General features: G+C 75.6%; 23 protein-coding genes. 9 read left to right on the forward strand and 14 right to left on the reverse strand.

The window, feature by feature from the left end; translation table 11 throughout:
• Positions 1-71: 71 nt before the first annotated feature.
• A complete protein-coding gene (locus tag ACIQBJ_RS06380) occupies positions 72-704 on the forward strand; it encodes a LysE family translocator (protein WP_400704453.1) in 633 nt (210 codons plus the stop codon).
• Positions 705-858: 154 nt separating this feature from the next.
• On the opposite strand, the gene ACIQBJ_RS06385 is transcribed toward ACIQBJ_RS06380, so the two are convergent.
• Positions 859-2,106, reverse strand: coding sequence for a PucR family transcriptional regulator (locus tag ACIQBJ_RS06385; protein WP_400704456.1), 1,248 nt, complete (start codon positions 2,104-2,106; stop codon positions 859-861).
• 162 nt (positions 2,107-2,268) lie between these two features.
• On the opposite strand from ACIQBJ_RS06385, the gene ACIQBJ_RS06390 reads away from it, so the two are divergent.
• Positions 2,269-3,603: a lipase family protein gene (locus tag ACIQBJ_RS06390; RefSeq protein ID WP_400704459.1), complete on the forward strand. Its 1,335-nt coding sequence runs from the start codon at positions 2,269-2,271 to the stop codon at positions 3,601-3,603.
• 75 nt (positions 3,604-3,678) lie between these two features.
• Here ACIQBJ_RS06390 and ACIQBJ_RS06395 read toward each other — a convergent pair whose 3' ends face one another.
• A complete protein-coding gene (locus ACIQBJ_RS06395; protein ID WP_400704462.1) occupies positions 3,679-4,278 on the reverse strand; it encodes an HdeD family acid-resistance protein in 600 nt (199 codons plus the stop codon).
• Between the two features lie 174 nt (positions 4,279-4,452).
• Between ACIQBJ_RS06395 and ACIQBJ_RS06400 the strand changes: the two genes are divergently transcribed.
• Positions 4,453-6,276, forward strand: coding sequence for an NAD-binding protein (locus ACIQBJ_RS06400; protein WP_400704465.1), 1,824 nt, complete (start codon positions 4,453-4,455; stop codon positions 6,274-6,276).
• A gap of 104 nt (positions 6,277-6,380) precedes the next feature.
• Positions 6,381-7,388, forward strand: coding sequence for a VanZ family protein (locus ACIQBJ_RS06405; RefSeq protein ID WP_400704468.1), 1,008 nt, complete (start codon positions 6,381-6,383; stop codon positions 7,386-7,388).
• 37 nt (positions 7,389-7,425) lie between these two features.
• Here the strand turns inward: ACIQBJ_RS06405 and ACIQBJ_RS06410 are convergent, their stop codons facing one another.
• From ACIQBJ_RS06410 to ACIQBJ_RS06445, 8 genes are all read right to left on the reverse strand, one after another.
• Positions 7,426-8,202: an enoyl-CoA hydratase gene (locus ACIQBJ_RS06410; RefSeq protein WP_400704471.1), complete on the reverse strand. Its 777-nt coding sequence runs from the start codon at positions 8,200-8,202 to the stop codon at positions 7,426-7,428.
• 116 nt (positions 8,203-8,318) lie between these two features.
• Positions 8,319-9,389 carry an enoyl-CoA hydratase/isomerase family protein gene (locus ACIQBJ_RS06415; protein ID WP_400704474.1) on the reverse strand — a complete coding sequence of 357 codons (1,071 nt, stop codon included), beginning with the start codon at positions 9,387-9,389 and terminating at the stop codon, positions 8,319-8,321.
• A gap of 97 nt (positions 9,390-9,486) precedes the next feature.
• Complete coding sequence (locus ACIQBJ_RS06420; RefSeq protein WP_400704477.1) at positions 9,487-9,669, reverse strand: hypothetical protein; 183 nt, start codon at positions 9,667-9,669, stop codon at positions 9,487-9,489.
• A gap of 231 nt (positions 9,670-9,900) precedes the next feature.
• Positions 9,901-11,115, reverse strand: coding sequence for a fumarylacetoacetase (gene fahA, locus ACIQBJ_RS06425; protein WP_400704480.1), 1,215 nt, complete (start codon positions 11,113-11,115; stop codon positions 9,901-9,903).
• Positions 11,112-11,924: a hypothetical protein gene (locus tag ACIQBJ_RS06430; RefSeq protein ID WP_400704483.1), complete on the reverse strand. Its 813-nt coding sequence runs from the start codon at positions 11,922-11,924 to the stop codon at positions 11,112-11,114. Before ACIQBJ_RS06430 ends, fahA begins: the two co-directional genes overlap by 4 nt.
• Complete coding sequence (locus ACIQBJ_RS06435) at positions 11,903-13,090, reverse strand: homogentisate 1,2-dioxygenase (protein ID WP_400704485.1); 1,188 nt, start codon at positions 13,088-13,090, stop codon at positions 11,903-11,905. The genes ACIQBJ_RS06430 and ACIQBJ_RS06435 overlap by 22 nt, the downstream gene beginning before the upstream one ends.
• A 34-nt stretch (positions 13,091-13,124) precedes the next feature.
• Complete coding sequence (gene hppD / locus ACIQBJ_RS06440) at positions 13,125-14,336, reverse strand: 4-hydroxyphenylpyruvate dioxygenase (protein ID WP_400704488.1); 1,212 nt, start codon at positions 14,334-14,336, stop codon at positions 13,125-13,127.
• A 141-nt stretch (positions 14,337-14,477) separates the two neighbouring features.
• Positions 14,478-15,839: a phosphoribosyltransferase family protein gene (locus tag ACIQBJ_RS06445; RefSeq protein ID WP_400704491.1), complete on the reverse strand. Its 1,362-nt coding sequence runs from the start codon at positions 15,837-15,839 to the stop codon at positions 14,478-14,480.
• Positions 15,840-15,996: 157 nt separating this feature from the next.
• On the opposite strand from ACIQBJ_RS06445, the gene ACIQBJ_RS06450 reads away from it, so the two are divergent.
• Positions 15,997-16,446: an SPW repeat protein gene (locus ACIQBJ_RS06450; RefSeq protein WP_400704494.1), complete on the forward strand. Its 450-nt coding sequence runs from the start codon at positions 15,997-15,999 to the stop codon at positions 16,444-16,446.
• 85 nt (positions 16,447-16,531) lie between these two features.
• Here ACIQBJ_RS06450 and ACIQBJ_RS06455 read toward each other — a convergent pair whose 3' ends face one another.
• Positions 16,532-16,741: a hypothetical protein gene (locus tag ACIQBJ_RS06455; RefSeq protein ID WP_400704497.1), complete on the reverse strand. Its 210-nt coding sequence runs from the start codon at positions 16,739-16,741 to the stop codon at positions 16,532-16,534.
• A gap of 76 nt (positions 16,742-16,817) precedes the next feature.
• Here ACIQBJ_RS06455 and ACIQBJ_RS06460 point away from each other — a divergent pair, with 76 nt between their 5' ends.
• The 4 genes from ACIQBJ_RS06460 (at position 16,818) to ACIQBJ_RS06475 (ending at position 23,724) form a co-directional block, all read left to right on the forward strand.
• Positions 16,818-18,509 carry a tetratricopeptide repeat protein gene (locus ACIQBJ_RS06460; RefSeq protein ID WP_400704500.1) on the forward strand — a complete coding sequence of 564 codons (1,692 nt, stop codon included), beginning with the start codon at positions 16,818-16,820 and terminating at the stop codon, positions 18,507-18,509.
• 432 nt (positions 18,510-18,941) lie between these two features.
• Entirely contained in the window at positions 18,942-19,097 is a 156-nt protein-coding gene (gene lanA, locus ACIQBJ_RS06465; protein ID WP_400704503.1) for an SCO0268 family class II lanthipeptide, read from the forward strand.
• 192 nt (positions 19,098-19,289) lie between these two features.
• Entirely contained in the window at positions 19,290-22,346 is a 3,057-nt protein-coding gene (locus tag ACIQBJ_RS06470) for a lantibiotic dehydratase (RefSeq protein ID WP_400705813.1), read from the forward strand.
• 64 nt (positions 22,347-22,410) lie between these two features.
• Positions 22,411-23,724 (forward strand): lanthionine synthetase C family protein, encoded by a 1,314-nt coding sequence (locus ACIQBJ_RS06475; RefSeq protein WP_400704506.1) that lies wholly within the window; start codon positions 22,411-22,413, stop codon positions 23,722-23,724.
• A 9-nt stretch (positions 23,725-23,733) separates the two neighbouring features.
• Here ACIQBJ_RS06475 and ACIQBJ_RS06480 read toward each other — a convergent pair whose 3' ends face one another.
• From ACIQBJ_RS06480 to ACIQBJ_RS06490, 3 genes are all read right to left on the reverse strand, one after another.
• A complete protein-coding gene (locus ACIQBJ_RS06480) occupies positions 23,734-25,170 on the reverse strand; it encodes a class II fumarate hydratase (RefSeq protein ID WP_400704509.1) in 1,437 nt (478 codons plus the stop codon).
• A 96-nt stretch (positions 25,171-25,266) separates the two neighbouring features.
• Positions 25,267-26,121, reverse strand: coding sequence for a hypothetical protein (locus ACIQBJ_RS06485; RefSeq protein WP_400704512.1), 855 nt, complete (start codon positions 26,119-26,121; stop codon positions 25,267-25,269).
• Positions 26,114-26,626 (reverse strand): SigE family RNA polymerase sigma factor, encoded by a 513-nt coding sequence (locus ACIQBJ_RS06490; protein ID WP_400704515.1) that lies wholly within the window; start codon positions 26,624-26,626, stop codon positions 26,114-26,116. Before ACIQBJ_RS06490 ends, ACIQBJ_RS06485 begins: the two co-directional genes overlap by 8 nt.
• Between the last annotated feature and the right edge of the window lie 99 nt (positions 26,627-26,725).

The following is a 26,725-nucleotide window of genomic DNA, read 5'->3' on the forward strand; positions in this document are numbered from 1 at the left end:
ATCGGCTGCCAGGGTCCGGCCGGTAGCGTCCAGGCGTCGCCCCGCTCCCGCTTCCGCTGCCCGAAGGTGTCATGGACCCGCACGCCCTGCTGCTCTTCCTCGGAGTCGACCTCCTGCTGGTCTGCACCCCCGGCCCCGACTGGCTGTACATCGCCGCCCGCGGCCTCGGCCAGGGGCGGCGCGCCGCGCTCACCGCCGTCGCCGGGGTCTGCGCCGGGTACACCGTGCACACCCTGCTCTCCGCGGCCGGACTCGCCGCCGCGCTGCGGGCGCTGCCCGCCCTCCTGCCCGCCCTGCGCCTGGCCGGCGCGGGCTACCTGGCCTTCCTCGCCGTCACCCTGCTGCTCGCGCTGCGCCGGGGCGGCGGCCCGGACGCCGCGCTCGCCGCAGCCCGGCCGCAACCCGCCCGGACGGTGCTGCGCCAGTCGCTGCTGACCGCCCTGCTCAACCCGAAGGGACTGCTGCTCTACCTCTCGCTCGTCCCGCAGTTCGTCACCCCGGGCGCGGCCCTCCCGGTCGGCGGCCAGGTCGCCGCCCTCGGCGCGGTCAACGTGCTGTGCTGCGCCGCCGTCTACTCGGCGGTCGCCCTCACCACCGCCCGCCTGGCCGGCCGCCTGAACGGCACCCCCGCCGCCGCCCGCCGCCTCTCCGCCGTCTCCGCGGTCCTGCTCCTCGCCGTCGCGGGCGTCACCGCCGCGGCCTGAGACTCCCTGTGGCGGCCGGGGCCGGAGAGGGGGAGCCCCTGCGAGGCGTTCCCCGGCCGGTGGGCGGCCTGCCGCCGCTCGGCCCGCCGGGCTCCGCCGTGCGGTGGTGTCCTCCGCCCGGAGGGCCCGCGGCCGTCCGACGCCCCGTCGGCGGTCAGAGGGCGGCGGTGTCGTGGGCGGCGAGGGCGGCGCGGAGGGTGAGCAGGTCGGGGCCGCGGACGGCGTCGAGGGCGGTGAGGTCGGCGGCGCGGCGCAGGCGGTAGTCGACGGTGTTGGGGTGGACCTGGAGGCGGGCGGCCGTGCGGCGGCGGTCGAGGCCGCAGGCGAGGAAGGCGCGGAGGGTGTCGAGGAGTTCGGGGCGGCCGGTCAGCGGGGTCAGCAGGGCGGCGAGCGCGTCCCGGGCGGGCCCGGGCCGGCTGAGCTGGTACTCCAGCAGGACGTCGTCGAGCAGGTGCGCCCCGGGCCCGCGCCCGGTGGCCTCGGCGACCCGGCGGACCTCGGTGGCGAGCCGGACGGCGGCGGCGACCTCCGCGGGGGCGGCGCTCGCGGCCCCGGCCACCAGCTCCGCGCCGCAGGCCCGGGCCAGCCGGTCGACCAGCGCGGCGAGCGCGTCCCGGTCGGGCCCGGGCCCGGGGGAGTCGTCGGGGAGCAGCACGGGCCCGCCGTCGGCGGCCAGCGCGGCCAGCGGCACGCCCTCCGTGCGCCGCTCCAACTCGGCGCGCAGCCGCCGGAGTTTGCGTCGGGCGACGACGGAGCGGTTGACGCCGGGCCGGTCCTCGTCGGGGTGCGGGCCGATGGCGAGCGAGAGCACCAGGTAGCGGGCGGGCAGCCGGATGCCGGCCCGGTCGGCGGCGGCGCGCGGGTCGCCGCCCTCCAGCAGGCGGGAGAGCAGGGCCTGCCGGGAGACCTGTTCCTCGCCGAGCGCGGTCTGCCGCTCCCGGACGTACCCGGCGGCGACGGCGCAGCTGACCACCCGGAGGTAGCCGAGCAGCCGGTCCTGGGCGGTGGCGACGTCCGGGAGGTCGGCGGGTTCGGCCTCGGCGAGCATCCGGGCGGCGCAGAGCTGGGCGCCGAGGTGGTAGGCACCGACCACGGACTCCAGCGGGACGCCCTCGTCGGCGCGCCGGGCGGAGGACTCGCGGATCCGGTCGAGCTCGTCCTCGCCGGGGAGCCGGCCGGTGCGCATCACCTCGACGAACGCCCGGATGCCGCGTTCGACCTGGCGGACGATCTCGCCGCGCAGCTGTTCGGGCGGCAGGGCGTGGTAGGCCGGGAGCCGGTCCAGCAGACGGGCCATCACCTCGGCGGCCAGTTCGGGGGCGAGGGCGAGCAGCCGCAGGTGGACGGGGTTGCCGCCGAAGTGCGGCGCGGCGGCGGCGGGTGCGGCGTTGGGTGCGGTCACAATCCACCTCGCGAATGTCTGTGCGGCGGCCCGGCGACGCGACTGTTCGACGCGTCCATGATGGTCCCCGGAGGTTACCTACCCGTAGGTAACTCTTGCGATCCCCCACCGTTGTCCAGGTCGCAGATCCCCCACCCGCCAGTCAGAAACGGGAGAGCCGCCATGCCCCGAGCCGCCGCCCGGTTGATCGCCACCGCCCTCGCCGCCGTCGCGGTCGCCACCGCCGCCCCGGCCGTGACCGCCTCTGCGGCCACCTCCGCCACCGCCGGGACCGACCCGTTCTACGCGTACGACGGCGCCGCCCCGCTGTCCTCGTACGCGCCCGGCACCGTGCTCAAGACCCGCACCCTCTCGTACCACCTGCTCGGACTGCCCACCCCGGTCCGGGCCGTCCAACTGCTGTTCCGCACCACCGACGCGCAGGGCCGCCCCTCGGCCGGCGTCACCACCGTGGTGCGCGGGCTGGGCAGCGACGGCTCCAAGGCCGTGTCGTACCAGTCCTTCTACGACTCGCTGAACCCGGCCGACGGCCCGTCCCGGGCGGTCGCCGGGGACGTCTCGCTGGGCGGCGCGATCGCCAACGCCGAGTCGCTGTTCGTGGTCCCGTTCGTGGCCCAGGGCTACGACGTGCTGATCCCCGACACCGAGGGCCAGCGCGCCGACTTCGCCGCCGGGCCCGAGTACGGCACCACCACCCTGGACTCGATCCGGGCCGCCTCCGCCTCCCCGGCCACCGGCATGAGCGCCGACACCCGGGTCGGCATGCTCGGCTACTCCGGCGGCGCGATCGCCACCAACTGGGCCGCCGCGCTCGCCCCGTCCTACGCCCCCGACGTCAACCGCCGCCTGGTCGGCTTCGCCGAGGGCGGCCTGCTGGTCGACCCCGCGCACAACCTCAAGTACGTGGCGGGCGGCCTGGTCTGGCCCGGCGTCATCCCGATGGCGATCATCGGCGTGGCCCGCGCCTACGACCTCGACCTGACGCCCTACCTGAACGACTACGGCAAGCAGGTGTACGCGAAGATGCAGAACGCGTCCATCGTCAACGCGCTCGGCCAGTACCCCGGCCTGAGCTGGCAGAAGCTCGCCAAGCCGCAGTACGCGGACCCGAACTCGGCGCCCGCGTTCCTGGAGGCCGTCAACAAGGTCAACCTCGGCTCCGCGCCCACCCCGACCGTCCCCGGCTACATCGCCCAGGGCAACGGCGGCGTGCTGGAGGGCACCTTCAGCAACCTGTCCGGCATCGGCACCGGCGACGGCGTGATGGTGGCCGGCGACGTCCGCAGCCTGGCCCGGCAGTACTGCGCCACCGGCAACAGCAGGATCAAGTACCAGCAGTACGACCTGCTCAGCCACCTCGGCGCGGCCGTCCCGTGGGCGCCCACCGCCGTGTTCTACCTGAACGACCGGTTCGCCGGGAAGTCCGCGCCCAGCGACTGCGGCTGGATCCCGGCCGGCAACTCCCTCGCCCCGGAACGCCCCGCCCTGGCCGGCTGAGTCACCGTCACCGCACGCCGCGGGGCCCGCCCGGGAAGGTTCCGGACGGGCCCCGCGGCGCGCGGTGACGCGCGGTCAGAGCTCGCGCGGGTACCGCTTCGCGCCGCCGCGGATGCGCAGCGCCGCCACCACCTCGGTCACGCCGATCACGATCAGCCCGCAGGCCGCCAGCACCGCCAGCGCGGTGATCGAGTGGGCCGGCCACACCATCAGCACGATGCCCGCCAGCACGCTCAGCCCGCCGACGAAGCCCTGCCAGCCGCGGGCCGGCATCAGCGGGTCGGAGGCCACCGCCGCCAGCTGCGTGATGCCGCGGAACAGCCAGCCGATGCCGATCCACAGCGCCAGCAGCAGCACCGACTGCGCCGCCGACCGGAAGCACAGCAGCCCCAGCAGCACGCAGAGCGCGCCGCTGATGAACGCCAGCACCCGCAGCGCCGTCGCCGCGTGCGTGCCGAACGCCGCGACCAGCTGCACCACGCCGATCACCAGCAGGTACAGGCCGAACAGCACGCCGACCACCCACAGCGTCTGCTTCGGCCACACCAGCACGACGATCCCCAGCGCCAGCGAGACCAGACCGCCCGCCAGCACCGCCTGCCAGGCCAGGCGGGCCAGCTGCTGGAACGGACCTGGCAGGTCGTCACGGGAATCGATCCGGTACGGGGCGCTCATGGTTCCTCCGGGAGGCCGCGGCGGGACGGGCAGGACACCTCCAGCCTCCGCGCCCGCCCACCCCCGGGCACCACGGAGTCCGCCGGACGGACGAACCGACCCCGCCCGGCGCACCCGGTTCCGCTACCGTCCGTTCACCCGTTCGCACCCGCCCTCCGTCTACTATCTGACGCTATGACGGATCAGGGGCGGGGGAGCCCACCGGCCGTTCGGGAGCAGCACGCGGACCCGGACGGCGACGGCGGGGCCGAGGGGATCGGCGGGCACTACATCGTCTGCGGCGGCAACTCGCTCGCCCACCGGCTGATCCGCGAACTCACCGAGCAGTACGAAGTCCCCGTGGTCGTCGTCGTCCCCGACAGCTCCCGCGAGCACGGCCCGGCGATCCGTCGGATCCCGGGCGTCGCCGCCGTCCTGGAGCACTCCACCGTCACCGGCGAGGCCCTCGCCGCCGCCGGCGTCGAACGCGCCCGCGGCGTCGCCCTGATGGACGGCACCGACCAGGAGAACATCCACGCCGCGCTCGCCGCCGAGAACCGCAACCCCGGCATCCGGATCGTGCTGCGGATCTACAACCAGCGCCTCGGCGAACACCTGGAGAAACTGCTCCCCAACTGCGCCGCGCTGTCCGGCTCCGCCACCGCCGCCCCCGCCTTCACCAACGGCGCCCTGGCCCGCCCGCACACCGTCGAGGTCGGCGGGCGCCACCTCTACGTCGCCTACGACGAGGACATCCGCAGCAACCAGATCTGCCTGGTCGCCGACCGGATCGACCGCCAGGACCTCACCCGGCTGCGCCTGCTGCCCGAGACCGGCGGCCGGGCCGCCGACTTCATCCGGGTCGCCGAACGCTTCGGCAGCGGCGAGGGCCCGATCGAACTCGGCCGCCCCGCCGACCCCGCCCCCGCCGACCTCGGCGGCCTCGCCGCCCTCCAACCCCTGGAGACCCCGCCGCCGCTGCGCCCGCCGCTCGGCAAGCGCCTCAAGTGGTGGCTGCTCGACAGCCTCAAGTACTTCACCAACACCCGGCTCCGGATGATCCTGATCACCGCCTTCGCGGCGATCACCGTCGGCGCCGTCGTACTGGCCCGGCACAGCACCCACCCCGGCGGCTTCGGCTGGACGCTGTACTTCACCCTGCTCGACGCGGCCGGCGCCGTGCAGCCCGACGTCCCCGGGCAGCAGGTGCTCGGCGACTCCTGGGCCCGGGCCGCCCAGGTGCTGATCACCTTCTGCGGCATCACCTTCGTCCCGGTCGCCACCGCCATCGTGGTCGAGGCACTGGCCAGCGGCCGCCGCGGCGCGCCCCGCCCGCCCGGGGCCCGCACCCGCGACCACGTCATCGTGGTCGGCCTCGGCAACGTCGGCACCCGGGTCGCCACCCTGATCCACGGCAGCGGCCTGCCCGTGGTCTGCCTGGAACGCGACCCGAACGCCCGCGGCATCGCCGCCGCCCGGGCCCTCGGCATCCCCGTCCTGATCGGCGAGGGCCCGCTGGAGGCCCAGCTCAAGCAGGCCCGGGTCAAGCACGCCCGGGCCGTGGTCGCCGTCACCTCCGACGACGCCGCCAACCTCGAAGCCGCCCTGGAGGCCCGCGCCGTCCGGCCCGAAGTCCGGATCGTGGTCCGGCTGTTCGACGACGACTTCGCCCACCACGTCTACGCCACCCTCGGCAACGTGGCCTCCCGCTCGGTCTCCTACCTGGCCGCGCCCGCCTTCGCCGCCGCCCTGATGGGCCGGGAGGTCCTCGGCACCCTCTCGGTGTTCCGGCACGTCCTGCTGATCGCCGAACTCACCGTCGAGGAGGGCACCGCCCTGGCCGACCAGAACATCGGCGACCTCGAACGCGAGGGCGGCGTCCGGGTCCTCGCCGTCCGCCTCCAGCGGCGCGCCGAGATCTACCAGTGGAACTTCGCCGACCGCTCCCGCGTCCTCCTCCCCGGCGACCGCATCGTGGTCGCCGCCACCCGGGCCGGCCTGGCCCGGGTCATCCAGTAGCCTCGGCGACAGGATCGCCTCTCCCGCAAGGTAATTGACGAAGCATCAGACATTTTCGGCGGGGCCGTCCGCCCGCCGCCCGCCGCGTCCCGGACGGAGAACCGATGATCAGCGCCGTCCTGCACCGCAGCGCCGGGCTGGTACCGACCTTCCTGGTCCTCGCCCTGCTGCTCGGCCCGGCCGCCCTGCTGCTCGCCCGGAGCCGCGAACTCCCGCGCCGGTCCCTGCTGTTGCTCGCGCTCGCGCTGGCCGGTGAGCTCACCGCGACGCTCTTCCCCACCGGCCGGGGCGGCGGCGGGCCGCACGCGATCTGCGCGCTCGGCTCCGACCTCGACTTCACCCTCGCCCGCGAGGAGGGCCGGCTGAACGTGCTGATGTACGTCCCGCTCGGCCTGTTCGCCGTCCTTGCCCTCGGCCGCCCCGTCCTGGTCGGCGCCGCGCTGATCGGCCTGACCGCCGCCACCGAGACCGCCCAGGCCCTCCTCCCCGACGTCGGCCGGGCCTGCGACCTCGGCGACCTGCAGGCCAACAGCCTCGGCGCGCTGCTCGGCATCGCCCTCGGCTGCCTGGGCCGGCTGCTGCTGCGCCGCCGACTCCGGCCCGGCCGACGGGAGTTGACTGCCGCACCGGTACTGCTGGCGGCCCTCGCCGTCCCGGTCGTGCTGCTCCACCTGTTCGCGATCGGCCCGGCCCCGGTCTCCGGGACCGCCGACGCCACCGCCGAGCAGCGGGAACTCGCGGCGAAGGACGCCGAGTCGCTGTTCGGTCCGGGCGCCAAGGTGCTCAGGACCCAGTACTCCCGGGACGGTTACGGCAACGACCGGCTGATCGTCACCACCGAGGACTCCTCCTTCGACCTCGACTGGCCCACCGGCCGCCTGGTCGGCCTCGTCGGCCCGCCGCCCGGCCCCGCGGCCCTCGGAAGCCTCCAGCAGGCCCGGGCCGCCGCCGACCGCTTCGCCGCCCGCTGGCTCCCCGGCGCCCCCGCCCCCGAACTGGCCGAGGGCGCCGGCCAGTACGGCAGCCACCGCTTCACCTGGACCGTCGGCAGCACGGTCGGCAGCGCCGACATCACGGCCGACGGCCGGGTCGTCCTGTTCCAGTCCCGCTGACGGCCCGTCCGTCGGGGCGAGTGTCCGGGCGCGCGGCCTAGCGGTTGGTGAACTCGGCGGGGCGCTTGGCGGCGAAGGCGGCCATGCCCTCCTTCTGGTCGGCGGTGGCGAAGGCGGCGTGGAAGAGGCGGCGTTCGAAGCGGACGCCCTCGGCGAGGGTGGTCTCGAAGGCGCGGTTGACGGACTCCTTCATCATGACGGCGGCCGGGAGGGACATCGCGGCGACGGTCTCGGCGACGGCCAGGGCCTCGGTGAGGAGGTCGTCGGCGGGGACGATCCGGGAGACCAGGCCGGCGCGCTCGGCCTCCTCGGCGGGCATCATCCGGCCGGTGAGGCAGAGGTCCATGGCCTTGGCCTTGCCGACGGCGCGGGTCAGGCGCTGGGAGCCGCCGATGCCGGGGATCACGCCGAGCTTGATCTCGGGCTGGCCGAACTTCGCGGTGTCGGCGGCGATCAGGATGTCGCACAGCATCGCCAACTCGCAGCCGCCGCCCAGCGCGTAGCCCGCGACCGCGGCGACCACCGGCTTGCGCAGCCGGCCCAGCTCGTCCCAGGGGCCGAGCCAGTCGTCCAGGTAGACGTCCGGGAAGCGGTTGTCCTGCATCTCCTTGATGTCGGCGCCGGCCGCGAAGGCCTTCGCCGAGCCGGTGATCATCAGCGCGCCGATCCCCGGGTCGCGGTCGAAGTCCTTGGCCGCCGCCACCACCTCGTTCATCAGCCGGGTGTTGAGCGCGTTCAGCGCCTCCGGCCGGTTGAGGGTGATGATGCCGACCCGGCCCTTGCGGTCCACCAGGATCGTCTCGTACTCGGTCATCGCCGCTTCTTCCTCTCCACGCTGAGGGAACTCTGCCGGTGGATACGATCTCCGAACCGGGCCCCGGATGCCAGTCTCGACAGGCGAGACGATGGTCACCCCGCGTCGCTCCGGGCTCACCCCGCCCGGGTTCCGGCCAGCCCCAGGTCGCCGCCGGGCGGGGCGGCGAAGAAGCGCTCCACGTCGGCGGGGGAGACCCCGGCCAGGGCGGCGGGGCGCCAGCGCGGGTTCCGGTCCTTGTCGACCACCTGGGCGCGGATGCCCTCGACCAGGTCGGGGTGGTCCAGCGCGGCGCAGGAGATCCGGTACTCCTGGTCCAGGGTCGCGGCCAGCGTGGGCAGTTCGCGGGCCCGGCGCAGCGCCGCCAGCGTCACCTTGAGCATGGTCGGGGACTTGCCGAGCAGCTGTTCGGCGGCCTCCTTGGCGGCGGGCAGGCCGGTGGCGGCCAGCCGCTCCAGGATCTCCTCGACGGTGTCGGCGCCGTAGCAGTGGTCGATCCAGTCGCGCTGGGCGGCGAGTTCGGACTCCGGGGCGGGGGCGGCGAAGGGTTCGACGACGCCGCCGCCCCCGCCGTCGGCCAGCGCCGCGACCAGGCCGGGCAGGGCCGAGGAGGGCACGTAGTGGTCGGCGAAGCCGCAGTGCAGGGCGTCGCCGGCGGTCATGGTGGCGGCGGTGAGCGCCAGGTGGGTGCCGAGTTCGCCCGGGGCGCGGGCCAGCAGGCGGCTGCCGCCGACGTCGGGGACCAGGCCGATCCGGGTCTCCGGCATGGCGACGGCGGAGCGCTCGGTGACCACCCGGACGGCCGCGTGCGCGGACAGGCCGACGCCGCCGCCCATGGTGAGGCCGTCCATCAGCGCGACGTACGGCTTCGGGTAGCGCGAGATCAGCTCGTTCAGCGGGTACTCGACCCGGAAGAACGCCCGCCCGCCCGCGCCGCCGAGCCTGGCGTCGTCGTGCAGGGCGCGGATGTCGGCGCCCGCGCACAGGCCGCGCGGGCCCGCGCCGGTGAGCAGCACGTTGTCGACCGCGTCGTCGTCGGCCCAGGCGTCCAGGGCGGCCCGGACGGTCTCCAGCATCGCGTGGGTCAGCGAGTTGAGGGCGTGCGGCCGGTTCAGGGTGATCCGGCCGGTGCGGCCGGTCCGTTCGACCAGTACGTCCTGCTGCGGGTCATGGGGCACGGTGCTCACCGCTTCCGTCCGGAAAGTACGAAGATCCTCCCCGCACCGTACCGGGCCCGCGGGGAACGGCGGCGGGCCCGGTGGGGTGCGGGGCGGCCGCCCCCGGTCAGCAGGGGCGCAGCGGCATCGTGACCAGGACCGGGCCGGTGGGGGCGAGCGGGCGCGGGGCGAAGCCGCACAGCTCGACGGGGTGGGGGGAGATCGGCAGGGCCTGGGCCTGCGGCACGGGCATCAGCAGGTTGGCGGCGGCGAGCGCGGCTCCGCAGACCAGGGTGCGCAGCTTCATCATCGGGGTCCTCCGGGGAGAGAGTTGTCCGCAGTGGGTCGCGGCTCCTCCCGTCGCCGCCCGGCGTGGGCGGCCGGGCTCGGGGAGGAATCGCTGGGTGTGCGTCAACTTCTAGCGGCGGAGGGGTGTGCGGCCCCGGAATCTCACCCGTACGGCGGCGTGCTGCGGGCGCGCGATTGACGCGCCCGCAGCACGGGTCCGATCAGCCCGCCATCGGGTCGGACGATCGGCGGATCAGCCGGTGATCCGACCGGTGACCTCGCCGAAACCGACCCGCAGGCCCCCCGGCCCGGGGGCGGTGGCGGTGATCGCCACCTCGTCGCCGTCCTCCAGGAAGGTCCGCGAGGTGCCGTCGGGGAGGGTGATCGGCTGCTCGCCGTTCCAGGTCAGCTCGATCAGCGCGCCGCGGGTGTCCGGCTCGGGGCCGGAGACCGTGCCGGAGGCGTACAGGTCGCCGGTGCGCAGGGAGGCGCCGTTCGCCGTGAGGTGGGCGAGCTGCTGGGCGGCCGTCCAGTACATGGTGGCGAACGGCGGGCGGGAGACGGTGTGCCCGTTCAGCACGACCTCCATCGCCAGGTCCAGGCCCCAGGGCTCGGACTTGCGGTCGTCCAGGTACGGCAGCGGCTCCACCTCGCGGACCGGCGGCTCGATCCGGGCGTGCCGCAGCGCGTCCAGCGGCACCACCCAGGGGGAGAGCGAGGTGGCGAAGGACTTGCCGAGGAACGGGCCGAGCGGCACGTACTCCCAGCCCTGGATGTCGCGCGCCGACCAGTCGTTGAGCAGGCAGACGCCGAACACGTGCTCGGCGAAGTCGGCCAGCGCGACCGGCGTGCCCATGGGGCTGGGCGTGCCGACCACGAACGCGACCTCGGCCTCGATGTCCAGGCGGCGGGACGGGCCGAAGCTCGGCGCGGCGTCCGCGGGGGCCTTGCGCTGGCCGTGCGGGCGGGTCACCGGGGTGCCGGAGACCACGACGGTGCCGGAGCGGCCGTGGTAGCCGATCGGCAGGTGCTTCCAGTTCGGGGTGAGCGGCTCCTGCCCCGGGCGGAGGATCTTCCCGAGGTTGGTGGCGTGGTGCTCGGAGGCGTAGAAGTCGACGTAGTCGGCGACCTCGAACGGCAGGTGCAGCTCCACCTCCGCCAGGTCGAGCAGGCAGGGCTCGACGGCCGCCCGGTGCGCCTGGTCGGTCAGCCAGGAGGTGAGCGCCGTGCGCACCGCCGTCCAGCTCGAACGGCCGGATGCCATCAGCGGGTTGAGGTTCTCCGCGGCCAGCAGGTCGGACGGCTCGCCGACCGCCCGGGCGGCCGCCCCGGCGTCCAGCACCAGGTCGCCGATCCGGACGCCGACCCGCCGCCGACCCGGCCGGTCGGCGGCGGTGAACACGCCGTACGGCAGGTTGTGCGCGCCGAACGGCGAATCGTCGGGCAGGGGCAGCCAGGTGGTGCTCACGGGGTCTCCAGGAGGCCGAGTCGGGCGAGGTCTTCCAGCGGTTCGGCGATGCTACAGGTGCCGAACGAGGTGAAGGAGCGGCGGATGCCGGCCACCTGAGCGGCCGTCAGCGACTCCACGGCGGTGGCCAGCCGGGCCCCGTCCCGCTCGGCGAGCAGCTCGGCGGCCTGCGCGCGGTCCGAAGTCCCGGCGGCCAGCAGCAGGTTGAGGAAGCCGTGGTGCTCGTAGCCGGTGCCCAGGTCGGTGTGCCGGACGGCGTTGTGCAGGCCCGCCGTGCACTTGTACGGCAGCTCGCGCTCGGCGCAGCCGGCCAGGAAGCCGGCCAGCTCGGTCACCGACGGGAACGCCGACCAACCCAGGCCGCCGGTACGGTACTTGGCCCGGTAGCCGGTCCCGGCGAGGGCGTCCAGGCCGTCCTCGACCCGGGGCGAGCGCGGCAGTTCGACCGCCGCGCCGACGCCCGCGGGCAGCAGCGCGTCCAGCTCCGCCACCGTCGCCCGGACGTCCTCGCCCGCCGCGTACTCCACGGTGGCGACGTCCAGGCCCTCGGCCGCCTTCAGCGCCTCCGCCAGCCGGCCCGGGCCGACCACCAGGCCGATGGCGAACCCCGGCTCCAGCTCCCGGAGTTCGGCCAGCCGGTCGACCGGCGCCAGCAGCGGGCCGACCGAGGCGGCGTGCCAGGCGGCGCGGTGCGCCCGGTGCGCCGGAACGGCCTCGGCCAGCGGCAGGTCGCCGGGCGGGAACACCGCGGCGTCGTCGAACAGGCCGCGGTACAGCTCGGGAACGGTCATCGCCTCGCCCAGGTCCACGCGTAGTTCGGGTCCTCGCTCGCGGTCGCGGCCTCGCCGAGCTCCAGCGGGCGGAAGGTGTCCACCATCACCGCCAGCTCGTCGAAGAACTCCGCGCCGATCGAGCGCTCGTACGCCCCCGGCTGCGGGCCGTGGGTGTGGCCGCCCGGGTGCAGCGAGATCGACCCCTGGGCGATCCCGGAGCCCTTGCGGGCCTCGTAGTCGCCGCCGCAGTAGAACATCACCTCGTCGCTGTCCACGTTCGCGTGGTAGTACGGCACCGGGATCGACAGCGGGTGGTAGTCCACCTTGCGCGGCACGAAGTTGCAGATCACGAAGTTGGTGCCCTCGAACACCTGGTGGGCCGGCGGCGGCTGGTGCACCCGCCCGGTGATCGGCTCGTAGTCCGCGATGTTGAACGCGTACGGGTACAGGCAGCCGTCCCAACCCACCACGTCGAACGGGTGGTTCGGCACGGTGTAGCGCGTCCCGACCACGCCGCCCGGGCCGCGGTGCTTGACCAGCACGTCCACCTCGCCGCCCTCGACCAGCAGCGGGCCCTCGGGCCCGCGCAGGTCGCGCTCGCAGAACGGCGCGTGCTCCAGGAGCTGGCCGAACTTCGACAGGTAGCGGCGGGCCGGGGTGATGTGGCTGTTCGCCTCGATGCAGTACGCGCGCAGCGGCTCCTCCCCGGTCGGCACCCAGCGGTGGGTGGTCGCCCGGGGGATCAGCACGTAGTCGCCCCGCCCGACGGTGAGCGTCCCGAACACCGTCTCCAGCACGGCCGTTCCGGACTCCACGTACACGCACTCGTCGCCCAGCCCATTGCGGTACAGCTCGCTGGGCGCGCCCGCCGCGACGTAGGAGATCCGGACGTCCGCGTTGCCGAGCACCAGCCGGCGGCCGGTGACCGCGTCCGCGGACTTCCACTCCTCGCCCGGGAACAGCTCGTGCAGCTTCAGGTGGCGGGGGAGCAGCGGGAGGTTGGCGGTGGTGGACTGGTCCGGCAGCTCCCACACCGAGGCGGCCGTCAGCGCCGACGGGATGTGCCGGTGGTACAGCAGCGAGGAGTCCGAGGAGAACCCCTCCTCGCCCATCAACTCCTCGTAGTACAGGCCCCCTTCGGGGGTGCGGTGCTGCGTGTGCCGCTTGGGCGGCACCGAGCCCAGCTGCCGGTAGTACGCCATCGTCCCGCTTCTCCCTGTCGTCCGTGACTCGCCGTCAGAGGTTGCCGCGCCGGTCCTGCTCGCGCTCGATCGCCTCGAACAGGGCCTTGAAGTTGCCCTTGCCGAAGCCCAGCGAACCGTGCCGCTCGATGAACTCGTAGAACACGGTGGGCCGGTCGCCGATCGGCTTGGTGAAGATCTGCAGCAGGTAGCCGTCCTCGTCACGGTCCACCAGGATGCCGCGCGACTTCAACTCCTCGATCGGCACGCGGACGTGGCCGATCCGCTCGCGCAGCTCCGGGTCGTCGTAGTAGGAGTCCGGGGTGTTCAGGAACTCGACGCCGCGCGAGCGCAGCACGTCGACGGTGGTGAGGATGTCGTTGGTGGCCAGCGCCATGTGCTGGCAGCCCGGGCCGGTGTAGAACTCGAGGTACTCGTCGATCTGCGACTTCTTCTTCGCGATGGCCGGCTCGTTCAGCGGGAACTTCACCCGGTGGTTGCCGCTCGCCACCACCTTCGACATCAGCGCCGAGTAGTCGGTGGCGATGTCGTCGCCGACGAACTCCGCCATGTTCACGAAGCCCATGACGCGGTTGTAGAACGACACCCACTCGTCCATCTTGCCGAGCTCGACGTTGCCGACCGCGTGGTCCAGCGCCTGGAACAGCCGCTTCGGCGCGCCCTCCGGGCGGACCACCGTCGACTCGCGGGCCACGTAGCCCGGCAGGTACGGGCCGGTGTAGCGGGAGCGGTCGACCAGGGTGTGCCGGGTCTCGCCGTACGCGGCGATCGCGGCCCGGCGCACGGTGCCGTGCTCGTCCGAGACGTCGTTCGGCTCCTCCAGGATCGTGGCGCCCTGGGCGCGGGCGTGCGCGATGCACTTGTCCACGTCCGGGACCTCCATCGCCAGGTCGACCACGCCGTCGCCGTGCCGGCGGTGGTGGTCCAGCAGCGGGCTGTCCGGCGACACGCCGCCCTTGATCACGAAGCGGCAGGAGCCCGAGCGCAGCACGAACGCCTTGCGGTCGCGGCGGCCGGTCTCCGGGCCCGAGTACGCGACCAGCTCCATGCCGAACACGGCCTGGTAGAACTGCGCCGTCTGGGTCGCGTTGCCCACCACGAACACCACGGCGTCCTGGGCGGTCACCGGGAACGGGTCGGTCGAGGCGTCGTACTCGACCAGGCCCACCAGGGTGCGCAGCTGTTCGGCCGTCAGTCCGGCCTCCAGCTCCTCGGGAGTCAGTTCAACAGCGGCGTCGGCGGTCATGGGGCATTCCTCCACGTCGAGGTCGGTTGCGGAGAGCTTGCTCCTGCGCGGTGGGGTGGGCAACAGGTCCGATTCCGGCTGCTCAATGTGTACAAGATGAGCAGCGGTGCGGCGGTGGGACTGGGCGGATTGCCCAGTGGTTCACCTGTCCGGCGGCTCGCCCGGCGATCTTCGCCCCGGCGGGCCGTCCGCGCCCAGGTGCCGGGCGAACCAGTCCGCGGCCAGTTCCGCGACCGCCTCCAGCGCCCCCGGCTCCTCGAACAGGTGCCCGGCGCCCGGGACCACCTGGAGCGAGGACGGGCAGCGCAGCGCCGCCCGGGCCCGCCGGTTCAGCTCCAGCACCTCCTCGTCCGCCCCGCCGACCACCAGCAGCACCGGCGCCCGCACCAGCGGCAGCCGGGCCTCCGCCAGGTCGGGCCGCCCGCCCCGCGCCACCACCGCCCCCGGCCGCACGTCCGGCTCGGCCGCCGCCCACAATGCCGCCGCCGCGCCCGTGCTCGCGCCGAAGTACCCGAACGGCAGCCCGCGCAGCGCCCGGTGGGCGGTGGCGGCCCGGGTCGCCGCCACCAGCCGGCCGCCCAGCAGGCCCGGGTCGAACAGCTTCCAGCCCTCCTCCGCCTCCCGTGCTGTCAGCAGGTCGAACCGGACGGTCGCCAGGCCGCGGGCGTGCAGCCCGTCGGCCACCCGCCGGGTGCGCGGACTGTCCCGGCCCGAACCGCCGCCGTGCGCGAACAGCACGACGCCGAGCGGGTCCCCGGGCACCGTGACGACCGCCGGGCCCGCCGCCAGCGGCAGCTCGAAGGAATCGGAGGACGGGGCACCGGCGGGTGCGGGTGCGGCCGCCGGCGAGGGGCCGGCGGCGGTGAGGGCGGCCAGCACCTCGGCGTCCGTGACCTGCCGGAAGTCCCGGTAGTACGCGCCGACCGCCCGGAAACCGGCCGGGACGCACACCGCGACGTACGCGTCCGCGGCCGCCCCCAGCTCCGCCGTCCAGCCGGGCGGGGCGACCGGCACCGCCAGCACCACCCGGGCCGCGCCCCGGGCCCGGACGGCCAGGCAGGCCGCCAGCGCCGTCGCCCCCGTCGCCACCCCGTCGTCCACCACCACGACCGTCCGCCCCGCCAACGGGAGCGGCCCCCGCCCCCCGCGGTACGCCGCCACGGCCCCGGCCAGCTCCGTCCGGGCCCGGGCCTCGGCCGCCGCGAACGCCGCCGGCCCCACGCCCGCCGCGTCCACCACCCGCTGCCCCACCACCCGGGCGCCGTCCTCGCCCACCGCCCCCATCGCCACCTCGGGCTGCCCCGGCACCCCGATCTTCCGCACCGCGCACACGTCCAGGGGCGCGCGCAGGGCCGCCGCGACCTCCGCGCCGACCGGCACGCCGCCGCGCGGCAGGGCGACCACGACGACGTCGGTGCCGGTTCCGGTTTCGGCTTCGCCGAGGGCGGCCGCGAGGCGGCGTCCCGCGTCCCGGCGGTCGGCGAACTGCTCGGCGCATTCCATGGCGGAAACCTCTCCGCCTTCCACGGTACGCGCGCCGTTCCGACCGGTAGGTAAGTAAAAAATAAGGACAAACCGGTGGGTAGCGTTACAACCCGCCCAGGGCGGGTAGCGACCTCTTGGGTTCACAAGTCCAGATCTGTACGAGGAGGTGGTCCCGGTGTCGACCCAACTGCCGTCGGGTATGGAACACCATCCGGACATCCTGGCCCTGCGCGAGCACGCGGAACGCGTCACGTCGACGACCGCGGGGCAGGGCACGGAGGCGATGGCGATCTGCGCCGGCCTGTTCCTGGCGATCTCGCCCTGGGTGGTCGGCTACACCGTCTTCAGCGCCCTGACCATCAGCAACCTGGTCCTCGGCCTCGCCTACGCCGTGCTGATGGCCGGCTACGGCTCGGCCTTCGGGCGCACCCACGCCCGGGCCTGGGCCTGCGTGGCCATCGGCGCGTGGACGGTCATCGCGCCCTGGGCCGTCAACGGCGGCGCGCACGTCCGGCGGACGATCCTGACCAACGTGATCACCGGCGGCATCATGACCTGCCTGGCCCTGGCCGCGGTCGGCATGGTCTTCGCGGGAATGACCGGCGGCTCGGGCCGCCGCCGCTGACCGGCCGCCCGCCCCGTCCCGAACCGCTCCGTCCCGAACCGCCCTGCCCGTCCCGATCCCGCGACCGGGGCGGGCAGGGCCGCGCTCAGTCCCACTCGGCGAAGGACAGCCGCCCGTCCGGGCCGACCGCGACCTCGACCGGCAGCGTCCCGCCTGCGCAGCTCCAGGTGTTGCCGTCCGCCCGCACCGCCACGTCCACCGGGAACGGGCCCGCGGCGAGCGAGTTGTTGAACGGCCGACTCCGTTCCGCCGGCCAGGGGTCCAGGAGGTGAACGGACTGCGACAGGTCCGTCACGGCGGGCCCCGGTGCGGCATGGGGCCGTCCCGGGCGGGGGAGGCGGCCCCGGACGGGTGCGACGGGGGAGGGGCGGATGACCGACCGGGAACGGGAGTTGGCGGGGCTGCGGGCGCGGGTGGCGGCGGCCCGGGCGGGCGGGGCGGCGGGGGCGCCGGAGTTGGTGGAGGCGTTGCACCGGTGGGCCGGGGCGCTGCTCGGCGACCCGGCGCGGGCCGTCGAGGAGGCTGCCGCGCTGGCCGAATGCGTCGACGCCGCAAGGCGGTTGGCGGGCGAGCGCCCCGAGTACCGGCCGGGCCTGGCCGCCGCGCTGTACCGGCAGTCGCTGTCCACCGGGGTGCGCGGGCAACGGGCCCGGGCGCTGCCGTCGGCCCGCGAATCCGTCGGCCTGTACCGGCAGTTGGCGGACGAGGACGGCCCGCTGTTCGGCCCGCCGCTGGCCGCCGCACTGGAGAACCTCGCCAACCAGCTGGCCGGGACGGGCGACCGGGCCGCCGCGGTGGCGGCCGTCCGGGAGGCGGTGGCGCTGCGGCGCGCGGCCGTCCACCGGCGGCCCGGCACCGAATCCGCCGCCGCGCTGGCGTCCGCGCTGGCCGACCTGGGCATCGTGCTGGGCGAGGACGGCCGGCACCCGGAGGCCGTCGACGCGGCCCGCGAGGCCGTCGCCGGATACCGCGCGCTGGGCGGCGGCCGGGGCCCGCACCTGGTCGCGTACTGGGCCGCACTGCTGAGCCTGGCCCAGGAGTTGGCGCACACCGGGCAGCACCGGGAGCGGGACGGGCTGCTCGCCGAGATCGCCGACACCCACCGCCACGCCACCCGGCACAACCCCGAACTCTCCGCCCACCTGAACGCCGCCCTCCACCGGGCCGGCCACCGGATCGGCCCGGACGGCCTGGTCGCCCCGGCGGACCGCCCGGCACCGTCCCCGCAGGACGGGGCGCCGATGGACGCGGCGGCGGAGGAGGCGTTGCGGGGGATCGCCGAGGCGGCGGCGCGGGGGCACGCGCTGGCGCGGGGCGGGGCGTACGGGGCGGCCGTGGCGGAGTTCCGGGCGGCGGTGGCGGCGGCGCGGGGGCTGCCGGACGGCGGCGGGGCCCGGGAGCGGGCGGTGCTGGCGGCGGTGCTGCACGACCTCGGGCTGGTGCTCGGGTGGGCGGAGCGGCCCGGCGAGGCGGTCGGGGCGCTGGAGGAGTCGGCGGCGATCCACCGGGCGCTGGCGGCGCGGGACGGCGGCCGGACCGCGCCGCTGCTCGCCGAGTGCCTGGACACCCTCGGCACCCGGCTGGCCGCGCTCGGCCGACACCGGGAGGCGCTGGCCGCGACCCGGGAGGCGGTGGAGATCCTGCGGGCCGCCACGGGCCCCTCCGGGACGCCGGACCGGCTCCGCGACCTGGCCCGGACCGCCAACAACCTGAGCATCCGGTGGGCCGACGCGGGCCGGCACCGCCGGGCCCTGGAGGCGTCCCGGCTGGCCGTGGCGAGCTACCGGGCCGCGCCCCCGGAGACGGACGACCACCGGTCCGGACTGGTGCACGCGCTGACCAACCTCGCGCTGCGCGAGGCCCGGCTGCGCCGCACCGCGCCCGTCCCCGCCCTGGTCCGGGAGGCCGTGGAACTGCTCGACCGCCCGGTCCGGTTCCCGCCCGGCGGGCAGCGGCGGCAGCTCGCGCAGTCCTTCACCTGGCTCGCCTGGTACCTGCGCCGGCACGGGGAGCCGGAGGCCGCCGCGCTGGCCGAGCGCGCCGCCGGCGGCCCGGCCCGCTGACGGACCGCCGGGCCGGAAAACGTCAGCGAATGGCAAAGTTCACGTCAAAACGCGGCCGGTGCGCAGAACCGTTCGTGGACTCCCGTCGCACACGTCCCACCCCTCTCCGGCGTACGCCCGGGACCAGGAGTGTTCATGGTTCTCGGTGCTGAAACATTGGTTCGGGCCGCCGCTCCCGGACGGACACCCCCGCGCCGCCGCCCGGGCCGGGCCCGGAGTGGTTCGCGGGCGATGTTTTCCCAGGTGGCGGCCGGTGGGCGGCCGGACCGCCGGGAGCGGAACGGCGGGGACCGGGAGGTTGGCCAGGACGGCACTCACCACATCGTGGGAGGCCGGGAAAAAGTGGTGCCCGGCGCCGGACCGGACCACCGTCCGGAACGGCGTGGCCCGGGACACCGTCCCGGACCGACCGACGAGCCCTCAGGAGGGGATATGCGCACCGAGATCATCGTGCAGTCCGACACCGCCGACCTCGACCTGGACCTCCGCATCGCGGAGGTCACCGAGCAGACCCAGGAGTTCGGCCAGGGCACCTACACCTCGCCGAGCAGCTACGCCATCGGCACCCGCTGCCCGGTCTGCTGCTGACGATCCGTCGGTGAACCACGCGCGGGGCGGGCTGCGGCCCGCCCCGCGCTCCCGTTCCCGCCCGCCTGCTCGCCTGCTTGCCGTTCCCGCCCGCCGTTCCGCGTCCCGCCCCGTCCGACCCCCCCGAGAGGCCCCACGACCGTGCGCGCAGAGCTGGACCTGTTCGAGACCGGGGAACCCGTGCTGGTGCGGATGGCCAGCACCCCGCGCACCGGCCCCGACGCCCGGATCGACCCGGCCGACCCCGCCCCCGGCGCCCGCCGCCTCGCCGCCGACCCGCTGCTGCGCCAGGCCGTCGAGGTCGCCTCCGGCAGCCTCGCGCTCTCCCTGCGACGACTCGCCGAACCCGACGGCGCGGCCGCGCTCGGCCGCAAACGGACCGTCAGCGCCGCCCGCACCCTGACCCGCTACGCCCGCCGCTCGGGCGGCCGCCCCACCCCGTTCGGCCTGTTCGCCGGCGTCGGCCGGGCCCGGTTCGGGGCCGCCGCCGAGGCCGCGCCCGCCGGCCCCGGCGAGGTCCGGGTCCGGCTCGACGGCGGCTGGCTGCACCGCCGGGTCCTGGCCTGGCTCGCCGTCCCCGAGGTCCGCCGCCGGGTCGACGTCGTCCTCGACGACCTGTGCGTGCTGCGCGACGGCCGCCTGCTGCGGCACACCGGCGAACGCGAGACCTCGGTCCGCGACAACGCCCTGGTCGCCCGGGTCCGCGAGGCCGCCGCCCGCCCCGTCGGCTACACCGCCCTGCTCGACGACCTCGCCGCCCGCTTCCCGCAGGTCGCCGCGGAACGGATCGACACCCTGCTCGCCGGACTCGTCCAGCACGGTTTCCTGCTCACCTCGCTCACTCCGCACCGGATCGACGACGCCCTGCTCGACCGGATCGGCGCCGCCGTCGACGGCGCCGTCCCCGGCGCGGCCGAGGGCCTGCGCGCCGTCCGGGACGCCGCCGCCGCGCACGAACGCGACCGCCCCGGCGAGGGGTTGGCGTCCTGGCGGCACCTGCTGGAACAGGTCCGCGCCCTCGCCCCCGGCGAACCCGTCGGCGACCGCCCGCCCGTCCAGGTCGACCTGCGGATGCCCGCCGACCTCGTGCTGCCCGGGTCCGTCGCCGCCGAAGTCCGCCGCTACGCCGCCGCGATCTGGGCGATCACCCCCGAGTGGACCACCCTGGAGCACCTGCGCGACTACCGCGAGCGCTTCGTCGAACGCTACGGCACCGCCTCCGCCGTCCCGCTCGGCGAACTCGTCGACCCGCAGCGCGGCCTCGGCCTGCCCCCCGAGTACGGCGCCGCGCCCGCGCACGCCCGCACCGGACCCGGCACCGACGCCGACCGGCCGCGCCGCAACGCCGTCGCCGAACTCGTCCAGCAGGCCGTGCTGTCCGGACAGGACCTCGTCCTCGACGACACCGACATCGCCCGGCTCGCCGACGCCGCCGGACACACCCCCGGCAGCAGCCGCCCGCCCCGCACCCTGGAACTCTGCTTCCAACTCCTCGCCGACTCCACCGCCGCCCTCGACCGCGGCGAGTACCTGCTGCTCGGCAGCCCGCACATCGGCTCCTGGACGGCCGGGGCCACCGCCGGACGCTTCGCCGAACTCGCCGGAATCACCGACGAGTTGGCCGTACTCGCGGCCGGACCCGCCGGGTCGGACGCGCTGCCCGTCCAGGTCGAACTCGCCCCGCGCGACCCGCGCTCGCTCAACATCGTCCAGGTCCCGCCCCTGCTCCCCGACCGCCTCCCGATCGGCGTCCCCGCCGACCGCGACGACCCGCACTGCCACGACTGGCGCACCCTGCTGGTCGCCGCCGGCGAGGACGGCCTGCGCCTGCTCCACCCCCTGACGGGCCGTCAGATCGCCCCCGTGTTCCCGCACATGCTCGCCCTCGACGCCCAGGCCCCGCCCGTCGCCCGCCTCCTCTCCGACCTGGCCGCCGCCCGCCCCCGGATCTGGTCCGGCTGGGACTGGGCCGGCCTCGACACCCTCCCCTACCTGCCCGCCGTCCGCTACGGCCGGGTCCTCACCACCCCGCGCCGCTGGCTCCCCGGCCGCCGCCTGCGCGACGCCGCCCGCACCACCGGAGCCGACACCTGGACCGCGGCCCTCGCCGACTGGCGCACCCGCTACCGGGTGCCCGACCGGCTCCAGATCGCCAGCAACGACCGGATGTTCCCGATCGACCTCCGCGAGCACTGGGACACCGACCTGCTGCGCGCCGAACTCACCTCCCCCGAACCGAGGTTCCAGCTCTTCCAGGACCTCACCGCGGACGGCGCCGGACTCGGCTGGAACCACGGCCGCAGCACCGAGATCGTCGTCCCGCTGCTCCGGGCCGGGGCACCTGCTCCGGCTTCGGCCCCGGTCGCCGAGGCGCGGCGGCCGCTCGCCAGGTCCGCCGTCCGGGTCGCGCCGAGCGCCGTCCACCTCCCCGGCGAGGACTGGCTGTACGCCAAGCTGTACGCCGAACCCGGCACCCACCGGGCGCTGCTCGCCGACCACCTGCCCGCGCTGCTCGCCGCACTCGAACCCGACCTCGACCGCTGGTACTTCGTCCGCTACCGCGACCCCGACCCGCACCTGCGACTGCGCCTGCACGGCGACCCCGACACCCTCAACGGCCGGGTCCTGCCCGCGCTCACCCGGCAGGTGCGCCGACTGATCGGCACCGGCGCGCTGCGCGCCTTCGCCCTCGACACCTACCGCCCCGAGACCGACCGCTACCTCGGGCCCGAGGCGCTGGCCGACGCCGAACGGCTGTTCCGCACCGACAGCCGCGCCGCGCTGCTGCTGGCCCGGGCCGGGCGGGACGGCGCCGCAGGCGTCCCCGACGAGGTGCTGGCGGCCGTCGGCCACGCCGTCCTGCTCGACTCCCTCGGCGACTGGGACTGGTGCGCCTGGGTCGACCACCTCTTCGACAAGAGCGCCGACCACCGCGCCCACCAGCGCCACCGCGCCCTCACCGACCGTCTGATCCGCCCCGGCGACACCGCCCGCCACGCCGCCGACCGGCTCGGTCTCCCCGCCCTCGCCCCGCTCTGGACCGACGACCCGGCCCCCCGCGACTTCGGCCGCCGCCTCCTCGCCGCCCCCGAGGCCGACCGCGACGAAGCCCTGATGTCCCTCCTCCACATGCACCACAACCGCCACTTCGGCATCGACCCCGCCGCGGAGGCCCGCGGCTACGCCGTCCTGCGGGGCGCGGCGCGGGCGGTGCTGGGGCGCAAGGCCCATGCGGGCGGCCGGAGTTGAGGGGCCGACCGGGGGTGCTTGTTGTTCTCGACCCGACTGCCAATGTTTCGAGCGGAGTTGACCGATGAGCGTGTCCGCGATGTCCCCCGAGCGTGTCGCGTTGCGGGAGGAGGCCGGGCGGGTTTCGGACCTGGTGCTGGAGAAGCTGGCGGACCCGGCGGCGACCATGGCGGCGACCCGGATTCCGGGGGAGGGGGTGTGGGCGGAGCTGACGCTGGGGAGCGGGAGTCCCGGGCTTGCGCTGGCGTTCAGCGGCGGGGCCCGGGCGGGGACGGACCGGGTGGGGCGGGCGCACGGCTACCTGGCGACGGGGACGCGGGCGGCGGCCGAGGGGGAGACGGTGCCGAGCGGGATCTTCAAGGGGCCGGGGGCGCTCGCGTTCGCGGTCCTGGTGGCGAACCGGGTCACCGGAGGGTACGCGAGTGCGCTGCAGCGGCTCGACGGGTACCAGCGGCAGGTGGTGCGGACCGCGCTGCCCGCCGTGCCGGACGGCCCGCTGCCCACGATCGGGCACTACGAGGTGGTGCGCGGGATGACCGGCGTCGGCCGCTACCTGCTGGCCCGGGCGGAGTCCTGTGAGGAGGAACTCGCCATGGTGCTGCGGTACTTGATCGAGCTGGCCAGGGGGGAGACCGAGCACCGGGGAGTGCGCCTCCCGCGCTGGTGGGCACTGGACGCGCCCCGGGTCGGATCGGAGCACCTGCTCCCGGACGGCCACCTGAACCTCGGGCTGTCGCACGGCGTCGCGGGGCCGCTGATGCTGCTCGCGCTGGCCTGGCGGGACGGCGTCCGGCTGCCCGGCCACCGGGAGGCGGTGGAGCGCACCGCCGCGCTGCTGACCCGCTGGGCGGTGCGCGACGAGCACGGCGCGTACTGGCCGGGCTACCTGGGCCTGGACGAGTACCGGGCCGGGCCGGACGCCTACCGGGGCGCGGCGGGCTGGCCGTCCTGGTGCTACGGCGCGCCCGGCGTCTCCCGGGCGCTCCAGATGGCCGGCGCGGTGTTCGACCGGCCGGACTGGACGGCGACGGCCCGCGACTCGGTGGCGCGGCTGCTCGCCGTGCCGCTGGACGACTGGGGGATCACCGACCACGCGCTGTGCCACGGCTGGGCCGGGGCGCTGCACCAACTCGGCCGCCTGAACGAGCACTTCGCCGACCCGGCGATCGAGCGGCGGCGCGACGAGGTGGCGGCCCGGCTGGTCGGCGCGTTCGACCCGCAGGCGCCGTTCGGCCTGCGGTTCACCATGACCGAGACGCCGTTCGCCAGCGACGTCTCCGGCTACCTGGACGGCGCGGCGGGCGCGGCGCTCGCCCTCGACGCGTACGCCGAGGGCGGCACCCCGCACGACTGGGACATGCCGCTGCTGCTGGCCTGAACCGCGGGTTCAGCGGGCGGGACGCGGCCTGGTCATGCCCAACACGTCGAGCGCCTCGTCGAGTTGGGCCTCGGTGAGCAGGCCGCGGTCCACGTAGCCGCGGTCCAGCACCACCTCGCGGATCGTCCGGCGCTCGGCCAGCGCCTGCTTGGCGACCTTCGCGGCCTCCTCGTAGCCGATGTACCGGTTGAGCGGGGTGACCACGGACGGCGAGGACTCGGCGTACTCGCGGGCCCGCTCGACGTTCGCGGTCAGGCCCGCGACGGCCCGGTCGGCCAGCAGGCGCGCCGAGTTGGCGAGCAGCCGGATCGACTCCAGCACGTTGCGGGCGATCACCGGGAGCATCACGTTCAGCTCGAAGTTGCCGCTCGCGCCCGCCACCGTCACGGTGGTGTCGTTGCCGATCACCTGGGCGGCGACCATCAGCACCACCTCGGGCAGCACCGGGTTGACCTTGCCCGGCATGATCGACGAACCCGGCTGCAGGTCCGGCAGGTTGATCTCGCCGAGGCCGGTGCGCGGGCCGGAACCCATCCAGCGCAGGTCGTTCGCAATCTTGGTGAACCCGACCGCCACGGTGCGGAGTTGGCCGCTCAGCTCGACCAGGCCGTCCCGGGCGCCCTGCGCCTCGAAGTGGTCGCGGGCCTCGGTCAGCGGCAGGCCGGTGGCCCGGCCGACCTCGGCGATCACGGCCGCCGAGAACCCGGGCGGGGTGTTGATGCCGGTGCCCACCGCCGTTCCGCCGAGCGGGAGTTCGGACACCCGGGGGAGCGTCGCCCGGAGCCGCTCGACGCCGTACCGGACCTGCGCCGCGTAGCCGCCGAACTCCTGGCCGAGCGTCACCGGCGTGGCGTCCATCAGGTGGGTGCGGCCGGACTTCACCACCGCGGCGAAGTCCGCGGCCCGGCGCTCCAGCACCCCGGCCAGGTGCTCCAGGGCCGGGACCAGGTCCTGCGTCACGGCGGCGGTGGCCGCGACGTGGATCGAGGACGGGAACACGTCGTTCGACGACTGCGAGGCGTTGACCTGGTCGTTCGGGTGCACCGGGCGGCCCAGCCGCTCGCCCGCCAGGGTGGCGATCACCTCGTTGGCGTTCATGTTGGAGGAGGTGCCCGAGCCGGTCTGGAACACGTCCACCGGGAACTGGTCGTCCCAGCGGCCGTCCGCGACCTCCTCGGCGGCCGAGCGGATCGCCGCCGCCACCTCCGGCTCCAGCACGCCCAGTTCGGCGTTGACCACGGCCGCCGCCGCCTTGATCCGGGCCAGCGCCGCGATGTGCGCCCGCTCCAGCCGCTGCCCCGAGACCGGGAAGTTCTCCACCGCCCGCTGGGTCTGCGCCTGCCACTTCGCCCCGGCCGGCACCCGGACCTCGCCCATCGAGTCGTGCTCGATCCGCCAGCCCCCGCCGCCCTGCCGGCCCCGCTCGTCGTCCTGCTCGTGCGCCATGGTCGGTACACCTCCTGGACGGCTCAGCCTTCCACGCCCCCCGCGCATTCCCGCCCCGCCCCACCCGCGTGTCGCCCCTTCTCGCCCACCCGGCGCCTAACGGCCGCCCGCTCCGCCGCTCCCCTCCTTGGTGGTGGGCTGCGTCCGCTGGTCGTAGAGCTCCGTGCCGTGCGCGTCGTAGGCGTGCACGTAGCAGGGCGGGGGGAGGGGGCCGGAGGAGACCGCCGCCGCGGCGACGTACGCGCCGCCCGCCATGACGGCCGGGTACTCCGTCGGGTCGTCGCCGTAGCTGACGGTCACCTTGGCGACCTCGGGCGCGTAGTGCCCGGTCTCCACGCCGAGGTACCGCCCCGGACCGGCGGGCGCGCTGAAGCTGTCGAAGAACTCGACGAGGCGGCCCGGGCTCCACAGCCGGTCGTTGATGAACGTCGGGGGTACGGACACGCTACGGCCCGTGCGCCCCCTCGTCCCGCACTGCACGTACCGGTGCGCGGAGTCGACGGCGACGACCACCCCGTCGGGGCCGTCCGCGTTCGAGGAGGCCACCGGGGTGCGGACCGCGATCACCGGGTGGTACTTCGACGCCTCGGCGCCCAGGCAGGAGGCCAGGATCTCCGCGGTGGTCCCCGCGTCGATCGGGGCGGTCGCCGTCCCGGTGACGGTGAAGGCGGCCGAGGGACGGGGGGAGGCCGACCCGGAGGGGGCGTCCGCGGTGGCCGCTCCCCGCCGCGGCCCCGGCGCCTGCGGCGGAGCCGACGGGTGCAGCACGGCCGGGAGGGCCAGGCACAGCGCGGTCGCGGCGCAGGCCGCGGCGCCGGCCAGGCCGTGCCGGCGCCGGCGGCGCCGCTCGGCCCGTCGGCGGATCTCCGGCGCGGGCAGCGCGGGCGCGGGCGGCTGCGCGCCGAGCCGCCGCAGCCGGTCGGCGAGGGTGTCCTGGAGGGGGTCAGACACGGAGCTTTCCTTCTTCGCCGGTCGGGGTCTGGTCGGTGAGCACGGCCGCGAGCGCGTTCCGCCCGCGGGCCAGCCGGCTCTTGACGGCGCTGACGCCGGCGCCGGTCTCGGCCGCGACCTGCTCGACGGAGAGGTCGCACATGTGGTGCAGCACCAGGGCGCACCGCTGCGCCTCGGGCAGGTCGCGGAGCGCGGCGACCAGCACCAGGTGCTCCTCGCCGGGCGGCTCGACGGCGGGCGGCTCCCGGCCGTGGTCGCGCCCGGCCAGGTGCAGGCCCCGGGCGAGGCGCCGCCAGCGGGAGCGGGCCAGCCGCCGGGCCGTGGTCCGGACCCACGCCTCCGGGGCCTCGCCCGGGTCCAGTCCGCGCCTCCGGTCCCACGCGCGGATGAAGGCCTCCTGGACCACGTCCTGCGCTTCGGACCAGTCGCCGGTCAGCGCGTAGAGCTGCCCGGTCAAGCGGGAGAAGGACGCGCTGTAGAACGCGTCGAACTCCTGTGGCGTCATCAAGGGCCTCTCCTCCGGGGCTTTCCGCCGGCTCGCGGCGCAGGCGACGCGCGAGGGAGGCGCACCCCGGCCCCGGCGGTGGAGCCGTGCGTCCCGGGC

Origin of the sequence: Kitasatospora sp. NPDC088391 (genome assembly GCF_044753345.1) — a bacterium.
GTDB lineage: Bacteria > Actinomycetota > Actinomycetes > Streptomycetales > Streptomycetaceae > Kitasatospora.